The sequence below is a fragment of the Streptomyces sp. WAC03905 genome (genome assembly GCF_057371075.1).
This window is the reverse complement of record NZ_JBXYDZ010000003.1, coordinates 1,337,051-1,351,765: the sequence shown is the minus strand read 5'-3', so window position 1 is coordinate 1,351,765 and position 14,715 is coordinate 1,337,051. Positions and strand designations below refer to the sequence as shown.

The window sequence follows — 14,715 nt, the reverse complement described above, 5'->3', positions numbered from 1 at the left end:
GCATAGGCTTGCCGGTCATGGAGTCCTACACGATCGGCCAGGCCGCCCGGCTGCTCGGCGTCAGCATCGACACCGCCCGACGGTGGGCGGATGCCGAACGCTTCCCCACCCGCCGCGAGGGCACCCGCCGGATGGTGGACGGGCCGGACCTGGCCGCCTTCTGCGTCGAGGCCGCCCAGGAGGGGGCCGAGGGCGAGGAGTCCGCCCACACCTCGGCGCGCAACGCCTTCCCCGGGATCGTCACCGGGGTGAAGCTGGGCACGGTCGACGCCCAGGTGGAGATCCAGGCCGGCCCGCACCGCATCGTCTCCCTGCTGACCCGCGAGGCGGTGGAGGAACTGGGCCTGGAGGTGGGCGCGCGGGCCACGGCGCGGGTCAAGTCCACCAGCGTGTTCATCGACCGCGTCTGAGCCCGCGGCCCCGAGGACCCCGGGGTGTGCCCGGACACGAGCGGTCGGCGGCGATGGCAGACTGGCCGCTGATCCGCCGAAGGGGAGTACGCCGTTGTCCATGTTCAGCAACCTGCGCCGGGCCGTGCGTCGCGGCTACCGGCGGGCCGTCGACCTCAGCCACCCCGCCCGCTCCCCGCTCGGCAGCTCGGTGGTCAACTGCCTGGTCTACCGCGACGGCGTACGGCAGGAGGACTGCGCCGAGGTCGAGGAGGCGCTGCGCCGGGTCCGCAAGACGGGCGACGGCTTCGTCTGGATCGGCCTGCACGAGCCGGCGCAGTCCGAACTCGCCGGTCTCGCCGAGCTGTTCGGCCTGCACCCCCTCGCCGTCGAGGACGCCGTGCACGCGCACCAGCGGCCGAAGGTGGAGCGTTACGGCGACACGCTGTTCTCCGTCTTCAAGACCGTGCGCTACGTCGAGCACGAGGAACTCACCGCCACCAGCGAGGTGGTGGAGACCGGCGAGCTGATGGCCTTCACCGGCCAGGACTTCGTCATCACCATCCGGCACGGCGGCCGCGGCACCCTCGGTCCGGTGCGCGAGGAGCTGGAGGCCGCCCCCGACCAGCTCCTCAAGGGGCCCGCGGCGGTCCTGCACGCCATGGCCGACCACGTGGTCGACGACTACGTGGCCGTCACGGACGCCGTGCAGAACGACATCGACGCCGTCGAGACCGCGGTGTTCAGTGAGAACGGCGGCCGCGGCGACGCCGGTCGGATCTACCAGCTCAAGCGCGAACTCCTGGAGCTGCGGCGGGCGGTGGCACCGCTGAGCCGCCCGCTCCAGCAGCTGGCCACCCAGCCGATACCCGTCATCCCGCCCGAGATCCGTGCGTACTTCCGGGACGTGGCGGACCACGTGACCCGGGCCACCGAGCAGATCGGCGCCTACGACAACCTCCTGGACTCCATCCTCCAGGCCCACCTCGCGCAGGTGACCGTCGCCCAGAACGAGGACATGCGCAAGATCACGGCATGGGCGGCGATCGTGGCCGTGCCCACCATGGTCTGCGGGGTCTACGGCATGAACTTCGACCACATGCCCGAACTGCACTGGACGTACGGCTATCCGCTCGTCCTCGGCGTCATGGCGCTCGCCTGCTTCGTCATCCACCGGGGCTTCCGCCGCAACGGCTGGCTCTGAGCCGGGCGAAATACCGTCGGGGCGGTCTTGAGTCGCTCTCAGATCTGGCAGTAAAGTTTCCTAACGAAGCCAGGACGCCTCAACTCCCCCATGGAGGCCTTGTGTTCGCCCCCCACCGCACCATGCTGGCGACCGGAGCCCTGCTCGGCAGTGCGCTCCTCGCCGTACCCGTCGCCGCCCACGCCACCGCCGCGCCGCCCGACCCCGCCCGCGCGGCACGGGCCGCCGCGCCCGCGGCGGTCGCGGGGCTCGACGATCCGGCGAAGAAGGAGATCGCCATGCAGATCGTCTCCAGCGCGGAGAACTCCTCGCTGGACTGGAAGGCGCAGTACAAGTACATCGAGGACATAGGCGACGGCCGCGGTTACACCGCCGGCATCATCGGCTTCTGCTCCGGCACGGGCGACATGCTCGACCTCGTCGAGCACTACACCAGGGTCAAGCCCGGCAACGTCCTCGCCAAGTACCTGCCGGCCCTGCGCGAGGTCGACGGCAGCGACTCGCATGCGGGCCTCGACCCGAACTTCACCAGGGACTGGGCGAAGGCCGCCCAGGACGCGGAGTTCAGGAAGGCCCAGGACCACGAGCGCGACCGGGTCTACTTCAACCCGGCCGTGAAGCAGGGGAAGTCGGACGGGGTCGGCGTCCTCGGCCAGTTCACCTACTACGACGCCATCGTGATGCACGGCGACGGCTCCGACCCGACCAGCTTCCGCAACATCCGCAAGCGCGCCCTGTCCAGGGCCAAGCCGCCGTCCCAGGGCGGCAACGAGGCCACCTGGCTGAACGCCTTCCTCGACGCCCGCGTCTGGGCCATGAAGCAGGAGGAGGCGCACAGCGACACCAGCCGGGTCGACACCGCGCAGCGGGTCTTCCTCAGGAAGGGCAACTTCAACCTCGACACGCCCCTCGACTGGAAGGTCTACGGCGACTCGTTCCGCATCGGCTGACCGCGCCGCCCGGTGACTCCCGCGCCGGGTCGCGACGCGGTAACGATGTCGGTAACGATCCGGGTGGCTCCCGGGGTGTCAAGTAGGCCTTGGGTGCGGACGATTCGGACGACCGGGGACATGGCGCCCCGGTCGTGTCCCGAACTCGTCACTCGGGTGCCGGAAATCGGGCGGTCCGGCCGATTTGGCTTCCCCGTAAGTGGCTTGACCCCGACGTAAGGGGGGCATAAGTTCTGCCCCGGCTTGCTCCAGCAGGACGGGCCGAACCAACCGTCCTCTGGGGGGACCCGTGAACTACTACCTCGACGTTCTGAAGAAGTACGCCGACTTCTCCGGCCGCGCGCGCCGCCAGGAGTACTGGATGTACACCCTCTTCCAGATCGCCGCGCTCATCATTGTCATGATCCTGGACGCGGTCATCGGCACCGCCCCGTGGCTGTACGCCCTCTACGCGCTCGGCACCTTCCTCCCGAGCCTGGCCGTCGCCGTGCGCCGTCTGCACGACCTGGGCAAGTCCGGCTGGTGGCTCCTCATCTCCTTCGTGCCGCTCGTCGGTGGCATCTGGCTCCTGGTCCTGCTGGCCACCGCCGGTGAGCAGCAGCCGAACCAGTACGGCCAGAACCCGAAGGTCCTCGCCGCCTGATCAGGCGCGCGGGCCCGATCGTGGTCCGACCGCGAGAGCGTCGCCCCGGCTGGAGACAGCCGCGGGCGGCGCTCTCGCCGTTTCCGGGGCCGCCGCGGCCCGCGTGACGTGCGTCTCGCCGACTGGCGGCCGGGGGCTGTGCTGACCGGCCCGATCACGAGATATCTTGATGTCGAGCAATGTTGCAGACGAGAGACGCAGACTGTGGAGCGGAGCATCCGGTGACTGACTCGACCATCATCTACACGCACACTGACGAGGCCCCGGCCCTCGCGACGTATTCCTTCCTGCCTGTGATCCAGGCCTACGCGTCGACGGCCGGTGTGAATGTCGAGACCCGTGACATCTCCCTGGCCGGTCGGATCATCGCCGTGTTCCCCGAGTACCTCGAGGAGGGCCAGCGGATCGCCGACGCCCTCGCCGAGCTCGGCGAGCTGGCGAAGACCCCGGAAGCCAACATCATCAAGCTTCCGAACATCTCGGCTTCGATCCCGCAGCTGAAGGCCGCGATCGCCGAGCTCCAGGGCCAGGGCTACGCCCTCCCCAACTACCCGGACGACCCGAAGACCGACGAGGAGCGCGACGTCCGCGCCCGTTACGACAAGGTCAAGGGCAGCGCCGTCAACCCGGTCCTGCGCGAGGGCAACTCCGACCGCCGCGCCCCCGGCTCGGTCAAGAACTACGCCAAGACGCACCCGCACCGCATGGGCGCCTGGACCACCGAGTCGAAGACGAACGTCGCCACCATGGGCGAGAACGACTTCCGCTCCACCGAGAAGTCCACCGTCGTCGCCGAGGACGGCACCCTGCGCATCGAGCACGTCGCCGCCGACGGCGCCGTCACCGTGCTGCGCGAGTCCGTACCGGTCCTCGCCGGCGAGGTCGTCGACGCGTCCGTCATGCACGTCGACGCGCTGCGCACCTTCCTCAACGACCAGATCGAGCGCGCCAAGGCCGAGGACGTCCTGTTCTCCGTGCACCTCAAGGCCACGATGATGAAGGTCTCCGACCCGATCATCTTCGGCCACGTGGTCCGCGCCTTCCTCCCGAAGACCTTCGCCCGCTACGGCGAGACCCTGGCCGCCGCCGGCCTGTCGCCCAACGACGGCCTCGGCGCCATCCTGAACGGCCTGGGCGCCCTGCCCGACGGTGACGCGATCAAGGCCTCCGTCGAGGCCGAGATCGCCGAGGGCCCGGCCCTCGCCATGGTCGACTCCGACAAGGGCATCACCAACCTGCACGTGCCGTCCGACGTCATCGTCGACGCCTCGATGCCGGCCATGATCCGCACGTCGGGCCACATGTGGGGTCCCGACGGCAACGAGGCCGACACCCTCGCCGTCCTCCCGGACAGCAGCTACGCCGGTGTCTACCAGGTCGTCGTCGACGACTGCCGCGCCAACGGCGCCTTCGACCCCTCCACCATGGGCTCGGTGCCGAACGTCGGCCTCATGGCCCAGAAGGCCGAGGAGTACGGCAGCCACGACAAGACCTTCGAGATCGCCGCCGCGGGCACCGTCCGCCTCGTCGACGCCGCGGGCACCACGGTCCTGGAGCAGGAGGTCGCCGCCGGCGACATCTTCCGCGCCTGCCAGACCAAGGACCTGCCGATCCAGGACTGGGTCAAGCTCGCCGTCACCCGCGCCCGCGCCACCGGCGCCCCGGCCGTCTTCTGGCTCGACGAGAACCGTTCGCACGACGCGCAGCTGATCGCCAAGGTCAAGACGTACCTCGCCGACCACGACACCGAGGGTCTGACCATCAAGATCCTCTCCCCGGTCGAGGCCACCGCCTTCTCCCTGGAGCGCATCCGCCGCGGCGAGGACACCATCTCGGTGACCGGCAACGTGCTGCGTGACTACCTGACCGACCTCTTCCCGATCCTGGAGCTGGGCACCAGCGCCAAGATGCTGTCGGTCGTCCCGCTCATGAACGGCGGCGGCCTCTTCGAGACGGGCGCCGGCGGCTCCGCCCCGAAGCACGTCCAGCAGCTGGTCAAGGAGAACTACCTGCGCTGGGACAGCCTGGGCGAGTTCTTCGCGCTGGCCGCCAGCTTCGAGCACCTCGCGGTCACCACCGGCAACGCCCGCGCCCAGGTGCTGGCCGACACCCTGGACCGCGCGACCGGCACCTTCCTCAACGAGGACAAGTCGCCGAGCCGCAAGCTGGGCGGCATCGACAACCGCGGCAGCCACTTCTACCTCGCCCTGTACTGGGCGCAGGAGCTGTCCCGCCAGATCGACGACCCGAAGCTGGCCGCGGCCTTCGAGCCGCTCGCGAAGACCCTCGCCGAGCGCGAGGAGACCATCGTCGGCGAGCTGATCGCGGTGCAGGGCGCCCCTGCGGAGATCGGCGGCTACTACCAGCCCGACCCGGCCAAGGCCGCGGCGATCATGCGTCCGTCCGCGACCCTCAACGAGGCGCTCGGCCTCCTCGGCTGACACCCGTCGACGCGTTCCGCCCCGGCCGGCCCCGCGCCCGGCCGGGGCGGACCCGTTTCCGGCCCGGGCGGACCCGGCTCCCCGGGGCCGCCCGGGCGTGACCGCGGCGGGCGGTCAGAGGCGGTGGATGCGTTCCTGGTCGAAGGCCAGCGGGAAACGGCCCGCGGCCAGGATCCGCAGGCCGGGAGCCACGGCCAGCAGCTTGCGCAGCCAGGCCAGGGCGTCCTGGCCGAGCTGCTCGGTGCCGTCGAGGACGAGCAGCATGTCCCGCTCGGCCAGCCACGAGGCGGCGTACGTCGTCGTCCCGCACGGCAGGGCGGGTCCGCCGGGTGCGCCTGGTACGGGGCCCAGCTCGGCCGTCAGTTCGCGGACGCCGTAGCCACCTTCGAGCGGGTCGAGGTCGACGACCGCGACACCGTCGCAGAAGTTGGACGCGAGTCGCCGGGCGATCTCCCGCACCAGCAGGCTGCGCGGCTCGCGGAACCCGCCCGCCACGGTGAGCACCCGTCCCCGGCGGACGGCGGTGAGCAGCCGGGACATCTCTACCGACGTCGCCGGCAGCCTCCCGGCCGACCCTGATTCCCTCATCGGCACGATGCCCCCCATCGCATGCGTGACCAGGCGCGGCCGTGGCTACAGGGATCTTTCGGCCGTGTGACGATGATTATGCGCCACTTGCGCCGTATCGCTAGGGGAATGTCGCATTCCGATCGAGCGCCCCGCCGCCGCCCAGGTCAGCGCCCCGCGCCCCGCGCGCCCCGCGCTCCGCCGCGCCGACGGTGCCCCTGCCGGGAGCCGGGCGACGGACCGTCCGGGGCTACGGCGCGTGCGGGGGCGGGGCCCCGCCCGGACCGTACCGAGGCCCCGCGCACGGGTGGCCGGCGCCTACGACGACCTGACGAGGCGGTCCGGGCAGCCACCGTGCCCGGCCGTCGGCGTCCCGAGGCGCACGCGCGCGGTCCCCGCTCCCCGATCCGCGGGAGCCCGGCGTCCCGCACCGCACCGACCCCGGGCAGTGCATCCGCATACGTCGCCCCGCGTACCGCAAGGCCATCGCCGCCCTCCTGCGGGCGGGCCGGGGAGGACGGGGCCGGCCCGGAGACGGCCATGCGCCCCGGCACGGCCCACCCCGGCCCGGGGGAACGGTTGTCCGGAAGGCGGTAATGGGCTCTACTGCTGTCCAGCCCCACCGGGGCATATTCGCGGGAGGGGCCAGCATGACAGCGGACCGGCGCACGGACCGGCGAGCACGACGCAGAACGCGCGGCGCGGAGCGGGCGGCGGGACCCGTGTCGCACCGGCGCCGGCCGGCCGTGCGCGGCGGCCGGCCCCTGCTGACCCTGCTGCTCTCCGCCTTCCTCCTCGTCGGCGTCTGCGCCGCCACCGGCATCGCCTGGGACCCGCTCAGCGGGGATCCCGCGCGGAACGCCACCGCCCGCGGCCCCGCCCTCCCGCAGCCCACCGGTTCCGCACCCGGCGCCACCGGCCCTGCCGAGTCCGCACCGCCGGACCGGAGCCCGGCGCCCACCAAGGGCGCGGCGGGGAAGGGCGATCCCGAGGGGGCCGTGGACTCCGGGGCCGTGCGCCCCGCCGGCGCGCTGCCCTTCGACATGCCCCAGCCGGCCTCCCTGCGCTCCGGCGAAGCGGGCAGGAAGCTGGTGTTCGCCCACTACTTCACCCCGTACCCGCTGTCCCTCGACAACGCCCGCGCGGACAACGACTACTACACCCGCAACTACCTCGACCCCGACGGGGAGAGCGGCAAACACGGCCGCTACGGCGGCCTGCTGCGCGACCGCCCCCTGCCCGTGGCACCCAGGACCGGCGACTGGGAGTACGCCAACCTCCAGCAGGAGGTCCGCACCGCCCGGGCCGCCGGCATCGACGGTTTCACCCTCGACCTGCTCTCCCTCTCCGGCAAGAACTGGGACCGCTCCAACCTGCTCATGGCCGCCGCCCGTTCCGTCGACCCCGCCTTCAAGATCATGCTGATGCCGGACATGACCTCCCTGAAGACGGACGACCCCCGCGTGCTCGCCGAGGCGGTCGCCACGCTCGCCGACGCCTCCGCCGCACACCGGCTCCCCGACGGCCGGCTCGTCGTCTCTCCCTTCAAGGCGGAGGCGAAGGACGTGGCCTGGTGGACCGAGTTCATCCGCGTCCTCAAGGCCGACCACGGCATCCGCACGGCCTTCGTACCGCTCTTCCTCGACTTCGGCGCCCACAGCGGCGCGTTCGCCCCGATCAGCCACGGCTTCTCCGAATGGGGCAGCCGCAGCTACGTCGGCCAGGAGAGCTCCGCGCGCGACGTCCAGCGGGCCCACGGCATGGGCAAGATCTGGATGCAGCCCGTCTCCGTCCAGGACGCCCGCCCCAACCAGGGCATCTACGACGAGGCCGGCAACACCGCGACCCTGCGCGCCACCTGGACGCGCGCCATCGAGGACGACGCCGACTGGGTGCAGCTCACCACCTGGAACGACTACTCCGAGGGCAGCCAGTTCGCGCCGTCCCTGCACAACGGGCACGCCTACCTCGACCTGACCTCCTACTACCTGACCCGGTTCAAGACGGGCGGCTGGCCGAAGATCGTCCGGGACACGCTGTACCTCAGCGCGCGCACGCAGTTCGCGGACGCCGACCCCACCGGCGACCAGTCGCTGGTGATGTCCCTGCGCAAGGGCAGCGCCCCGTCCCGCGACACGGTGGAGGTGCTCAGCTTCCTCACCGGGCCTGCGGTCGTGCGGACGGAGGTCGGCACGTCCCGGGGCAGCCACGAGGCCCCCGCCGGAATCCACTCCGAGCTGCTGCCGCTCAAGGCGGGCACCAGCTCCGCCCGCGTCAGCCGGGACGGCGGGACGGCGGCGGAGGTCGACCTGCCGTACCGGGTGGACTCCGAGGTGGAGGTCCAGGACCTCCAGTACTACGCGGCGACCAGCGGCCGCGAACCCTAGGACGTGTCGTCAAGTCCCTTCTGGCCGGCGGGGCCGCCCTGCCGGCGGCCGACGCCACTTCGACGACGCTCCCCGAGGTGCACGGTTCCGGCCGCGGTGGCGGCGGCGGTGTTCCCAGGGCCCGGGGCCGCGGGGGATGATCCGGGCGACAGCCGCGCCGCACCCCGGAGGTCCCGTGACCGAGACGACCCGCCCCGCCGACCGCCGCGCCGAGCCGCCCGCGGGGGAGGGGCCCGGCGAGTTCCCCGGCGGGCCCGCCCTGTTCCGCCTCGACCCGGGCGTCGCGCACCTCAACCACGGCTCCTTCGGAGCGGTCCCCGTACCCGTCCAGGAGGCCCAGGCCGCGCTGCGCGCCGAGGTGCACGCCGACCCCGACGCCTTCTTCATCGCCGTACCGGAACGCCTCGAAGGGGCCCGTGCCCGGATCGCCGCGCACCTCGCCGCCGATCCCGACGGCCTCGCCTTCATCGCCAACGCCACCGAAGGCGCCCACCTCGCCCTCGACGCCGTCCCGCTCGCCGACGGCGACGAGATCCTGGTCACCGACCACGGCTACGGCACCGTCACCGCGGCCGCCGCCCGCCGCGCCCCGGTCACCACCGTCGCCCTGGACCCCGCCCTGCCCGACGAGGACGCCGTACGGGAGACCGTGCTGGCCGCGCTGACCCCCCGTACCCGGGTCGCCGTACTCGACCACGTCAGCTCGCCCACCGCCCGGATCATCGCCTCGCCCCGGCTCCTCGCCGCACTGCGCGAGCGCGGCGTCACCACCGTCGTCGACGGCGCCCACGCCCCGGGCATGCTCGCGGACCCGCTCGCCGGCGGCGCCGACTTCTGGTTCGGGAACCTGCACAAATGGGGCTACGCCCCGTCCGGTACCGCCCTGCTCGCCGTCGCCCCGCAGCACCGCCACCGGGTCCGGGCGCTCGTGCCCTCCTGGGAGGACGGGCACGGGTTCCCCCGCTCCGTGGAGAACCGCGCCACCGCCGACTACACCGGCTGGCTCGCAGCCCCCGAGGGACTCGACCTCATCGAGACCCTCGACGCGGCCAAACTCCGCGCCCACAACAGCGCCCTCGCCGCCCACGGCGCCGCACTGCTCGCCCGGATCCCCGGGCTCACCCCGCTCCCGCACACCGACGGCCTCGCCATGCGCACCCTGCGCCTGCCGCCCGGCGTCGCCGGCACCCCGGACGCCGCCCGCGCGCTGCGCGAGGAGATCGCGGCGCGCGAGCGCATCCGGGTCCTGATCTGGCCCTGGCCGGGCGGCGGCGGCATCCGGATCTGCGGGCAGATCTACAACCGGCCCGAGGAGTACGAACGCCTCGCCGCCGCCCTCCCGGCGTACCTCAGGCGCGCCTGAGCAGGTAGGTGTCCATGATCCATCCCTTGCGGGCGCGGGCCTCCGTGCGGAGTTCCTCGATCCGCCCGGCGACCTCCGCCAGCCTGCCCTGCACCAGGATCTCGTCCGGGGTGCCCACGTAGGCCCCCCAGTAGATGTAGAGGTCCTGGTCCAGGTGGGCGGTGAAGGCGTGCCGTGCGTCCAGCATCACCACCACGTCGTCCACATCGCCCGGCCAGCCCTCGGCCAGCCGGCGCCCGGTGGTGATCTGGACCGGCCGCCCGACTCGGTTCAGGTTCGTCCGGTGCCGCGCCAGCAGCGCGGAGATGCTGCTGATGCCCGGTACGACCTCGTGCTCGAAGGCCACCCGCCCGCGCTCCAGCACCTCGTCGAGGATCGCCAGGGTGGAGTCGTAGAGCGAGGGATCGCCCCACACCAGGAACGCCCCGGTCTCGCCCTCCGCCAGGTCCTCCGCGATGAACCGCTCGAAGAGCCCGGCCCGCGCGCTGCGCCAGCCGTCCACCGTCGGGGTGTAGTCGGCGGGCGTCCGGTCCCGGTCCGGGTCGCGGCCCTCCACGAGCCGGTGGCCGGGGCGGGCGTGCGCGTCGAGCATCGCGCGCCGCAGCCCGGTCAGGTCCGCCTTCTCCTCGCCCTTCTCCAGGATGAGGAATGCGTCCGCCGCGCCGATCGCCCTGACCGCCTGGAGGGTCAGATGGTCCGGGTCGCCCGCGCCTATGCCGATCACTGAGAACTTCTTCACCCGGCTATTGTGCCCACCATGCGTGTCGCCCTGTTCGTCACCTGCGTCAATGACGCGCTGTACCCGAGGACCGGCATCGCCGTCGTACGCCTCCTGGAGCGGCTCGGGGTCGACGTGGACTTCCCGGAGGACCAGAGCTGCTGCGGGCAGCCGCAGTACAACACGGGCTACCGGCACGAGAGCGAACCGCTGCTGCGACGCACCGCGGCTGCCTTCGCCGGCTACGCGTACGTCGTCACCCCGTCCGGCTCCTGCGCCGCGATGCTCCGCGAGCACTACCCGCGGATCGGCCGGAAGGCGGAACGCGAGGGACGCGGCACCGCCCTGGCGGACGCGGCCCGCTCCCTCGCGCCGCGCGTGTACGAGCTCAGCGAGTTCCTGGTCGACGTGCTCGGCGTGACCGACGTCGGCGCGTACTTCCCGTACACCGTTACCTACCACCCCTCCTGCCACGGCCTGCGCGGCCTGGGACTCGGGGACCGGCCCCGGCGGCTGCTCGCCGCCGTCAGGGGCCTGCGGCTGGTCGAGCTGCCGGGAGCCGAGGAGTGCTGCGGATTCGGCGGCACCTTCGCCGTCAAGAACCCGGACGTCTCCGTCGCCATGGGCGCCGACAAGATCGCCTCCGCGGCCGCCACCGGGGCCGAGGTGCTGTGCGGCTCCGACAACTCCTGCCTCGCCCACCTCGACGGCCTCCTGCGTCGGGCGGCGGACCCGGCACCGGGCACGCCCGGCGGCTCCCCGCCCCGCTCCCTGCCCCGCACGCTGCACCTCGCCGAGATCCTCGCCGCGACCGAGGAGAAGGGGCCCCTGCCATGACCGGTGGCACGTACCTCGGCATGCCCGCCTTCCCCGCCGCCGCGCGCGACGCCGTACGCGACGGCGTCCTGCGCGCCAACCTCCGCCGCGCCACGCACACCATCCGCGACAAGCGGGCGCGGGCCGTCGCCGAGCTGGCCGACTGGGACCGGCTGCGGGCCGCGGGCGCAGCCGTGAAGGACCACACCCTGCGCCATCTCGACCACTACCTGCTGCAGTTGGAGGCGGCGGTGACGGCCGCGGGCGGAACCGTCCACTGGGCCGTCGACGCCGACGAGGCCAACCGGATCGTCACGGAACTCGTCCGTGCGACCGGCGAGCGCGAGGTCGTCAAGGTCAAGTCGATGGCCACCCAGGAGATCGGCCTCAACGAGGCACTGGAGGCCGTCGGAATCGCCGCCTACGAGACCGACCTCGCCGAACTCATCGTCCAGCTCGGCCACGACCGGCCCTCGCACATCCTGGTCCCCGCCATCCACCGCAACCGCGCCGAGATCCGCGACCTCTTCCGCACCGGGATGGGACGCCTGGGCCGCCCGGCCCCCGACCCGCTCGGCGACGACCCGCGGGAGCTGGCCGAGGCGGCCCGGCTGCACCTGCGCGAGAAGTTCCTGCGCGCCAAGGTCGCCGTCTCCGGCGCCAACTTCATGGTCGCCGAGACCGGCACCCTGGTCGTCTTCGAGTCCGAAGGCAACGGCCGGATGTGCCTGACCCTCCCCGAGACCCTGATCTCGGTCGTGGGCATCGAGAAGGTCGTCCCCACCTTCCGCGACCTGGAGATCTTCCTCCAGACCCTGCCGCGCTCCTCGACCGCCGAGCGCATGAACCCGTACACCACCATGTGGACGGGGCTGGGGCCGTCGCGCGGGGCGGACGCCGACGGGCCGTCCGCCTTCCACCTCGTCCTCCTCGACAACGGCCGCACCGACACCCTCGCCGACGAGACCGGCCGCCAGGCCCTGCGCTGCATCCGCTGCTCGGCCTGCCTCAACGTCTGCCCCGTCTACGAGCGGGCCGGGGGCCACGCCTACGGATCGGTCTACCCCGGCCCCATCGGCGCCGTGCTGAGCCCCCAACTGCGCGGCACCGAGAGCGACATCGACGCCTCGCTGCCCTTCGCCTCCACCCTGTGCGGCGCCTGCTACGAGGTCTGCCCGGTCGCCATCGACATCCCCGAAGTCCTCGTCCACCTCCGCGAACGGGTGGCCCAGGGCGGCCCGGTGACCCGCGACGGCATCCGCGTACGGATCCGCCCCGCGCACGGGCACACCGCCGAACGCGCCGCCCTGCGGGCCGCCCGGCTGCTCCTGGACCGCCCCGGGGCCCTGCGCGCGGGGGAGCGGCTGCTGGCCCGCGCCCGCAGACTGGCGCCGCGCCGGCTGCCCGGCCCCGGCCGGGCCTGGACCGACACCCGCGAGCTGCCGTCCCCGCCCGCCGAGTCGTTCCGAGACTGGTGGACCCGGGAGCGGGGGACCCGCCGATGACCAGTAGGGACCGCATCCTGTCCCGCATCCGCCGGGCCGTGCCGCGGCCGGGACCGGACCGGCTCGCCGCTCCGGACGTCCCGCGGGACTACCTGCGCGTCCACGGCACGCGCACCCCGGGCGAGCGCGTCGACCTGCTCGCGGCGAACCTCGCCGAGTACCGGGCGCTGGTCCACCGCACCGACGAGGAGGGGCTGGCGCCCCTGCTGGCGCGCCTGCTCGCCGCACGCGGCGCCCGCAGCGTCCTCGTCCCGCCCGGACTGCCGCCGCACTGGCTCATCGCGGCCGACCCGACCCGGGTCCACGACCGGGCGGCCGCCACGCCGCAGGAGCTGGACCTCGTCGACAGCGTGGTCACCGGCTGCGCCCTGGCCGTCGCCGAGACCGGAACCATCGTCCTCGACGGCGCCCCCGACCAGGGCCGGCGCCGCATCACCCTGATCCCGGACCACCACGTCTGCGTGATCCGCGCACCGGACCAGGTGGTGGACTCCGTACCGCAGGCACTGGAACGGCTCGACCCCGCCCGCACCCTGACCTGGATCTCGGGGCCCTCCGCCACCAGCGACATCGAGTTGGACCGGGTGGAGGGCGTCCACGGGCCCCGCACCCTGGAGGTCGTCCTCCTCTGCGCACAATGAGGGCATGCCATCCCACATCGCCCTGACCGCCCTCGTGGTCCACGACTACGACGAGGCCATCGACTTCTACACGCGGGCCCTCGGCTTCGACCTCGCCGAGGACACGGCCCGCCCCGACGGCTCGCGGTGGGTGGTCGTCCGGCCGCCCGGTGCCACCGAAGCCGCCCTGCTGCTGGCCCGCGCCAAGGACGAGGCGCAGCGCTCCCGCGTCGGCGACCAGACCGGCGGCCGCGTCGGCTTCTTCCTCCACACCGACGACTTCGCCCGTGACCACGCCCGGATGACCGCGGAGGGCGTCCGCTTCCTGGAGGCCCCGCGCCACGAGCCGTACGGCTCCGTGGCCGTCTTCGAAGACCTGTACGGCAACCGCTGGGACCTCCTCCAGCCCGCCGTTCCGTAACCCTCAGGGCACGCGGCCCAGGCGCGGGGCCTCGCGTGCGGCGTCGACGGCCGGCCCGGACCGCTCCACCCGGCCCGCCAGCTCCCGGGCCCACCGGACCAGGCCCGGCACGTCGACCCCGTACGGGTCCCCGGCGAGCCCCTCGATCCCGTCGGCCCCGCGCCGCAGCAGCCGGGCCCCGCCGACCGCGTTGCCGCGGGCGGCGTGCGTCAGCCCGACCGCGAGCTGCGCGAGCCCCCGCCACAGCGGGGCCGCGGCCTGCGGCCCCGACTTCCACGCGTCCTCGAACACCTCGTGCGCATGGAACGGCATCCCCGCGTCCAGCAGCCGCTGCGCCTCCCGCACCGTCTCGCCGGCCGACCGCACGACCCCCTCGGGCTGCCGCTCCACACCGGCCGCCCCGTAGTCCAGCGGCCGTCCCAGCCCGTCCCTCGGCCGGGCGTTCCTCGCCCGCCCCTCAACGTCCCGATCCCGTGCGTTCACCACCCCATCCTCCCCCTCGCCGATTACCCGTGCATGCACACCCCTCGGCGTGGGGTAATGTTCTGCATGTGCCGCCGAGCACGGGGAAACCCGCAGGTCGAAGGTACATCGGGACGTGGCGCAGCTTGGTAGCGCACTTGACTGGGGGTCAAGGGGTCGCAGGTTCAAATCCTGTCGTCCCGACCATGCGGAAACGCAGGTCGAAGGC

Annotated in this window: 14 protein-coding genes and 1 tRNA gene; 12 read left to right on the top strand and 3 right to left on the bottom strand. The window is 73.0% G+C overall.

Going from position 1 to position 14,715, the window contains the following annotated elements; all coding sequences use genetic code 11:
• The first annotated feature begins 17 nt into the window (after positions 1-17).
• From AC2RP6_RS08800 to AC2RP6_RS08780, 5 genes are all read left to right on the top strand, one after another.
• Positions 18-410 carry a TOBE domain-containing protein gene (locus AC2RP6_RS08800; protein WP_486445692.1) on the top strand — a complete coding sequence of 131 codons (393 nt, stop codon included), beginning with the start codon at positions 18-20 and terminating at the stop codon, positions 408-410.
• 100 nt (positions 411-510) lie between these two features.
• A complete protein-coding gene (gene corA / locus AC2RP6_RS08795) occupies positions 511-1,593 on the top strand; it encodes a magnesium/cobalt transporter CorA (RefSeq protein WP_486445691.1) in 1,083 nt (360 codons plus the stop codon).
• Between the two features lie 122 nt (positions 1,594-1,715).
• On the top strand, positions 1,716-2,543 hold the full coding sequence (locus tag AC2RP6_RS08790) for a chitosanase (RefSeq protein ID WP_486450263.1): 828 nt from the start codon (positions 1,716-1,718) through the stop codon (positions 2,541-2,543).
• A 289-nt stretch (positions 2,544-2,832) separates the two neighbouring features.
• Complete coding sequence (locus AC2RP6_RS08785; RefSeq protein WP_486445690.1) at positions 2,833-3,186, top strand: DUF805 domain-containing protein; 354 nt, start codon at positions 2,833-2,835, stop codon at positions 3,184-3,186.
• Between the two features lie 221 nt (positions 3,187-3,407).
• A complete protein-coding gene (locus tag AC2RP6_RS08780) occupies positions 3,408-5,627 on the top strand; it encodes an NADP-dependent isocitrate dehydrogenase (protein WP_486445689.1) in 2,220 nt (739 codons plus the stop codon).
• A 114-nt stretch (positions 5,628-5,741) separates the two neighbouring features.
• Here the strand turns inward: AC2RP6_RS08780 and AC2RP6_RS08775 are convergent, their stop codons facing one another.
• Entirely contained in the window at positions 5,742-6,167 is a 426-nt protein-coding gene (locus tag AC2RP6_RS08775; protein ID WP_486445688.1) for a hypothetical protein, read from the bottom strand.
• A 677-nt stretch (positions 6,168-6,844) separates the two neighbouring features.
• Here AC2RP6_RS08775 and AC2RP6_RS08770 point away from each other — a divergent pair.
• Entirely contained in the window at positions 6,845-8,581 is a 1,737-nt protein-coding gene (locus AC2RP6_RS08770; RefSeq protein ID WP_486445687.1) for a glycoside hydrolase family 71 protein, read from the top strand.
• 175 nt (positions 8,582-8,756) lie between these two features.
• A complete protein-coding gene (locus tag AC2RP6_RS08765; protein ID WP_486445686.1) occupies positions 8,757-9,944 on the top strand; it encodes an aminotransferase class V-fold PLP-dependent enzyme in 1,188 nt (395 codons plus the stop codon).
• Here AC2RP6_RS08765 and cobF read toward each other — a convergent pair.
• Positions 9,931-10,683: a precorrin-6A synthase (deacetylating) gene (gene cobF, locus AC2RP6_RS08760; RefSeq protein ID WP_486445685.1), complete on the bottom strand. Its 753-nt coding sequence runs from the start codon at positions 10,681-10,683 to the stop codon at positions 9,931-9,933. The two genes, AC2RP6_RS08765 and cobF, sit on opposite strands and share 14 nt — an antisense overlap.
• Before the next feature lie 18 nt (positions 10,684-10,701).
• Between cobF and AC2RP6_RS08755 the strand changes: the two genes are divergently transcribed.
• From AC2RP6_RS08755 to AC2RP6_RS08740, 4 genes are read left to right on the top strand one after another with little or no spacing between them, the layout of a single operon-like run.
• Positions 10,702-11,499 carry a (Fe-S)-binding protein gene (locus tag AC2RP6_RS08755; RefSeq protein ID WP_486445684.1) on the top strand — a complete coding sequence of 266 codons (798 nt, stop codon included), beginning with the start codon at positions 10,702-10,704 and terminating at the stop codon, positions 11,497-11,499.
• Entirely contained in the window at positions 11,496-12,983 is a 1,488-nt protein-coding gene (locus tag AC2RP6_RS08750; RefSeq protein ID WP_486445683.1) for a lactate utilization protein B, read from the top strand. Before AC2RP6_RS08755 ends, AC2RP6_RS08750 begins: the two co-directional genes overlap by 4 nt.
• Positions 12,980-13,624 carry a LutC/YkgG family protein gene (locus tag AC2RP6_RS08745; protein ID WP_486445682.1) on the top strand — a complete coding sequence of 215 codons (645 nt, stop codon included), beginning with the start codon at positions 12,980-12,982 and terminating at the stop codon, positions 13,622-13,624. Before AC2RP6_RS08750 ends, AC2RP6_RS08745 begins: the two co-directional genes overlap by 4 nt.
• A 4-nt stretch (positions 13,625-13,628) precedes the next feature.
• Positions 13,629-14,024: a VOC family protein gene (locus AC2RP6_RS08740; protein ID WP_486445681.1), complete on the top strand. Its 396-nt coding sequence runs from the start codon at positions 13,629-13,631 to the stop codon at positions 14,022-14,024.
• 3 nt (positions 14,025-14,027) lie between these two features.
• On the opposite strand, the gene AC2RP6_RS08735 is transcribed toward AC2RP6_RS08740, so the two are convergent.
• Positions 14,028-14,507: a DUF309 domain-containing protein gene (locus AC2RP6_RS08735; RefSeq protein WP_486445680.1), complete on the bottom strand. Its 480-nt coding sequence runs from the start codon at positions 14,505-14,507 to the stop codon at positions 14,028-14,030.
• Positions 14,508-14,616: 109 nt separating this feature from the next.
• On the opposite strand from AC2RP6_RS08735, the gene AC2RP6_RS08730 reads away from it, so the two are divergent.
• Positions 14,617-14,693, top strand: a tRNA-Pro gene (locus tag AC2RP6_RS08730).
• Positions 14,694-14,715: the final 22 nt, after the last annotated feature.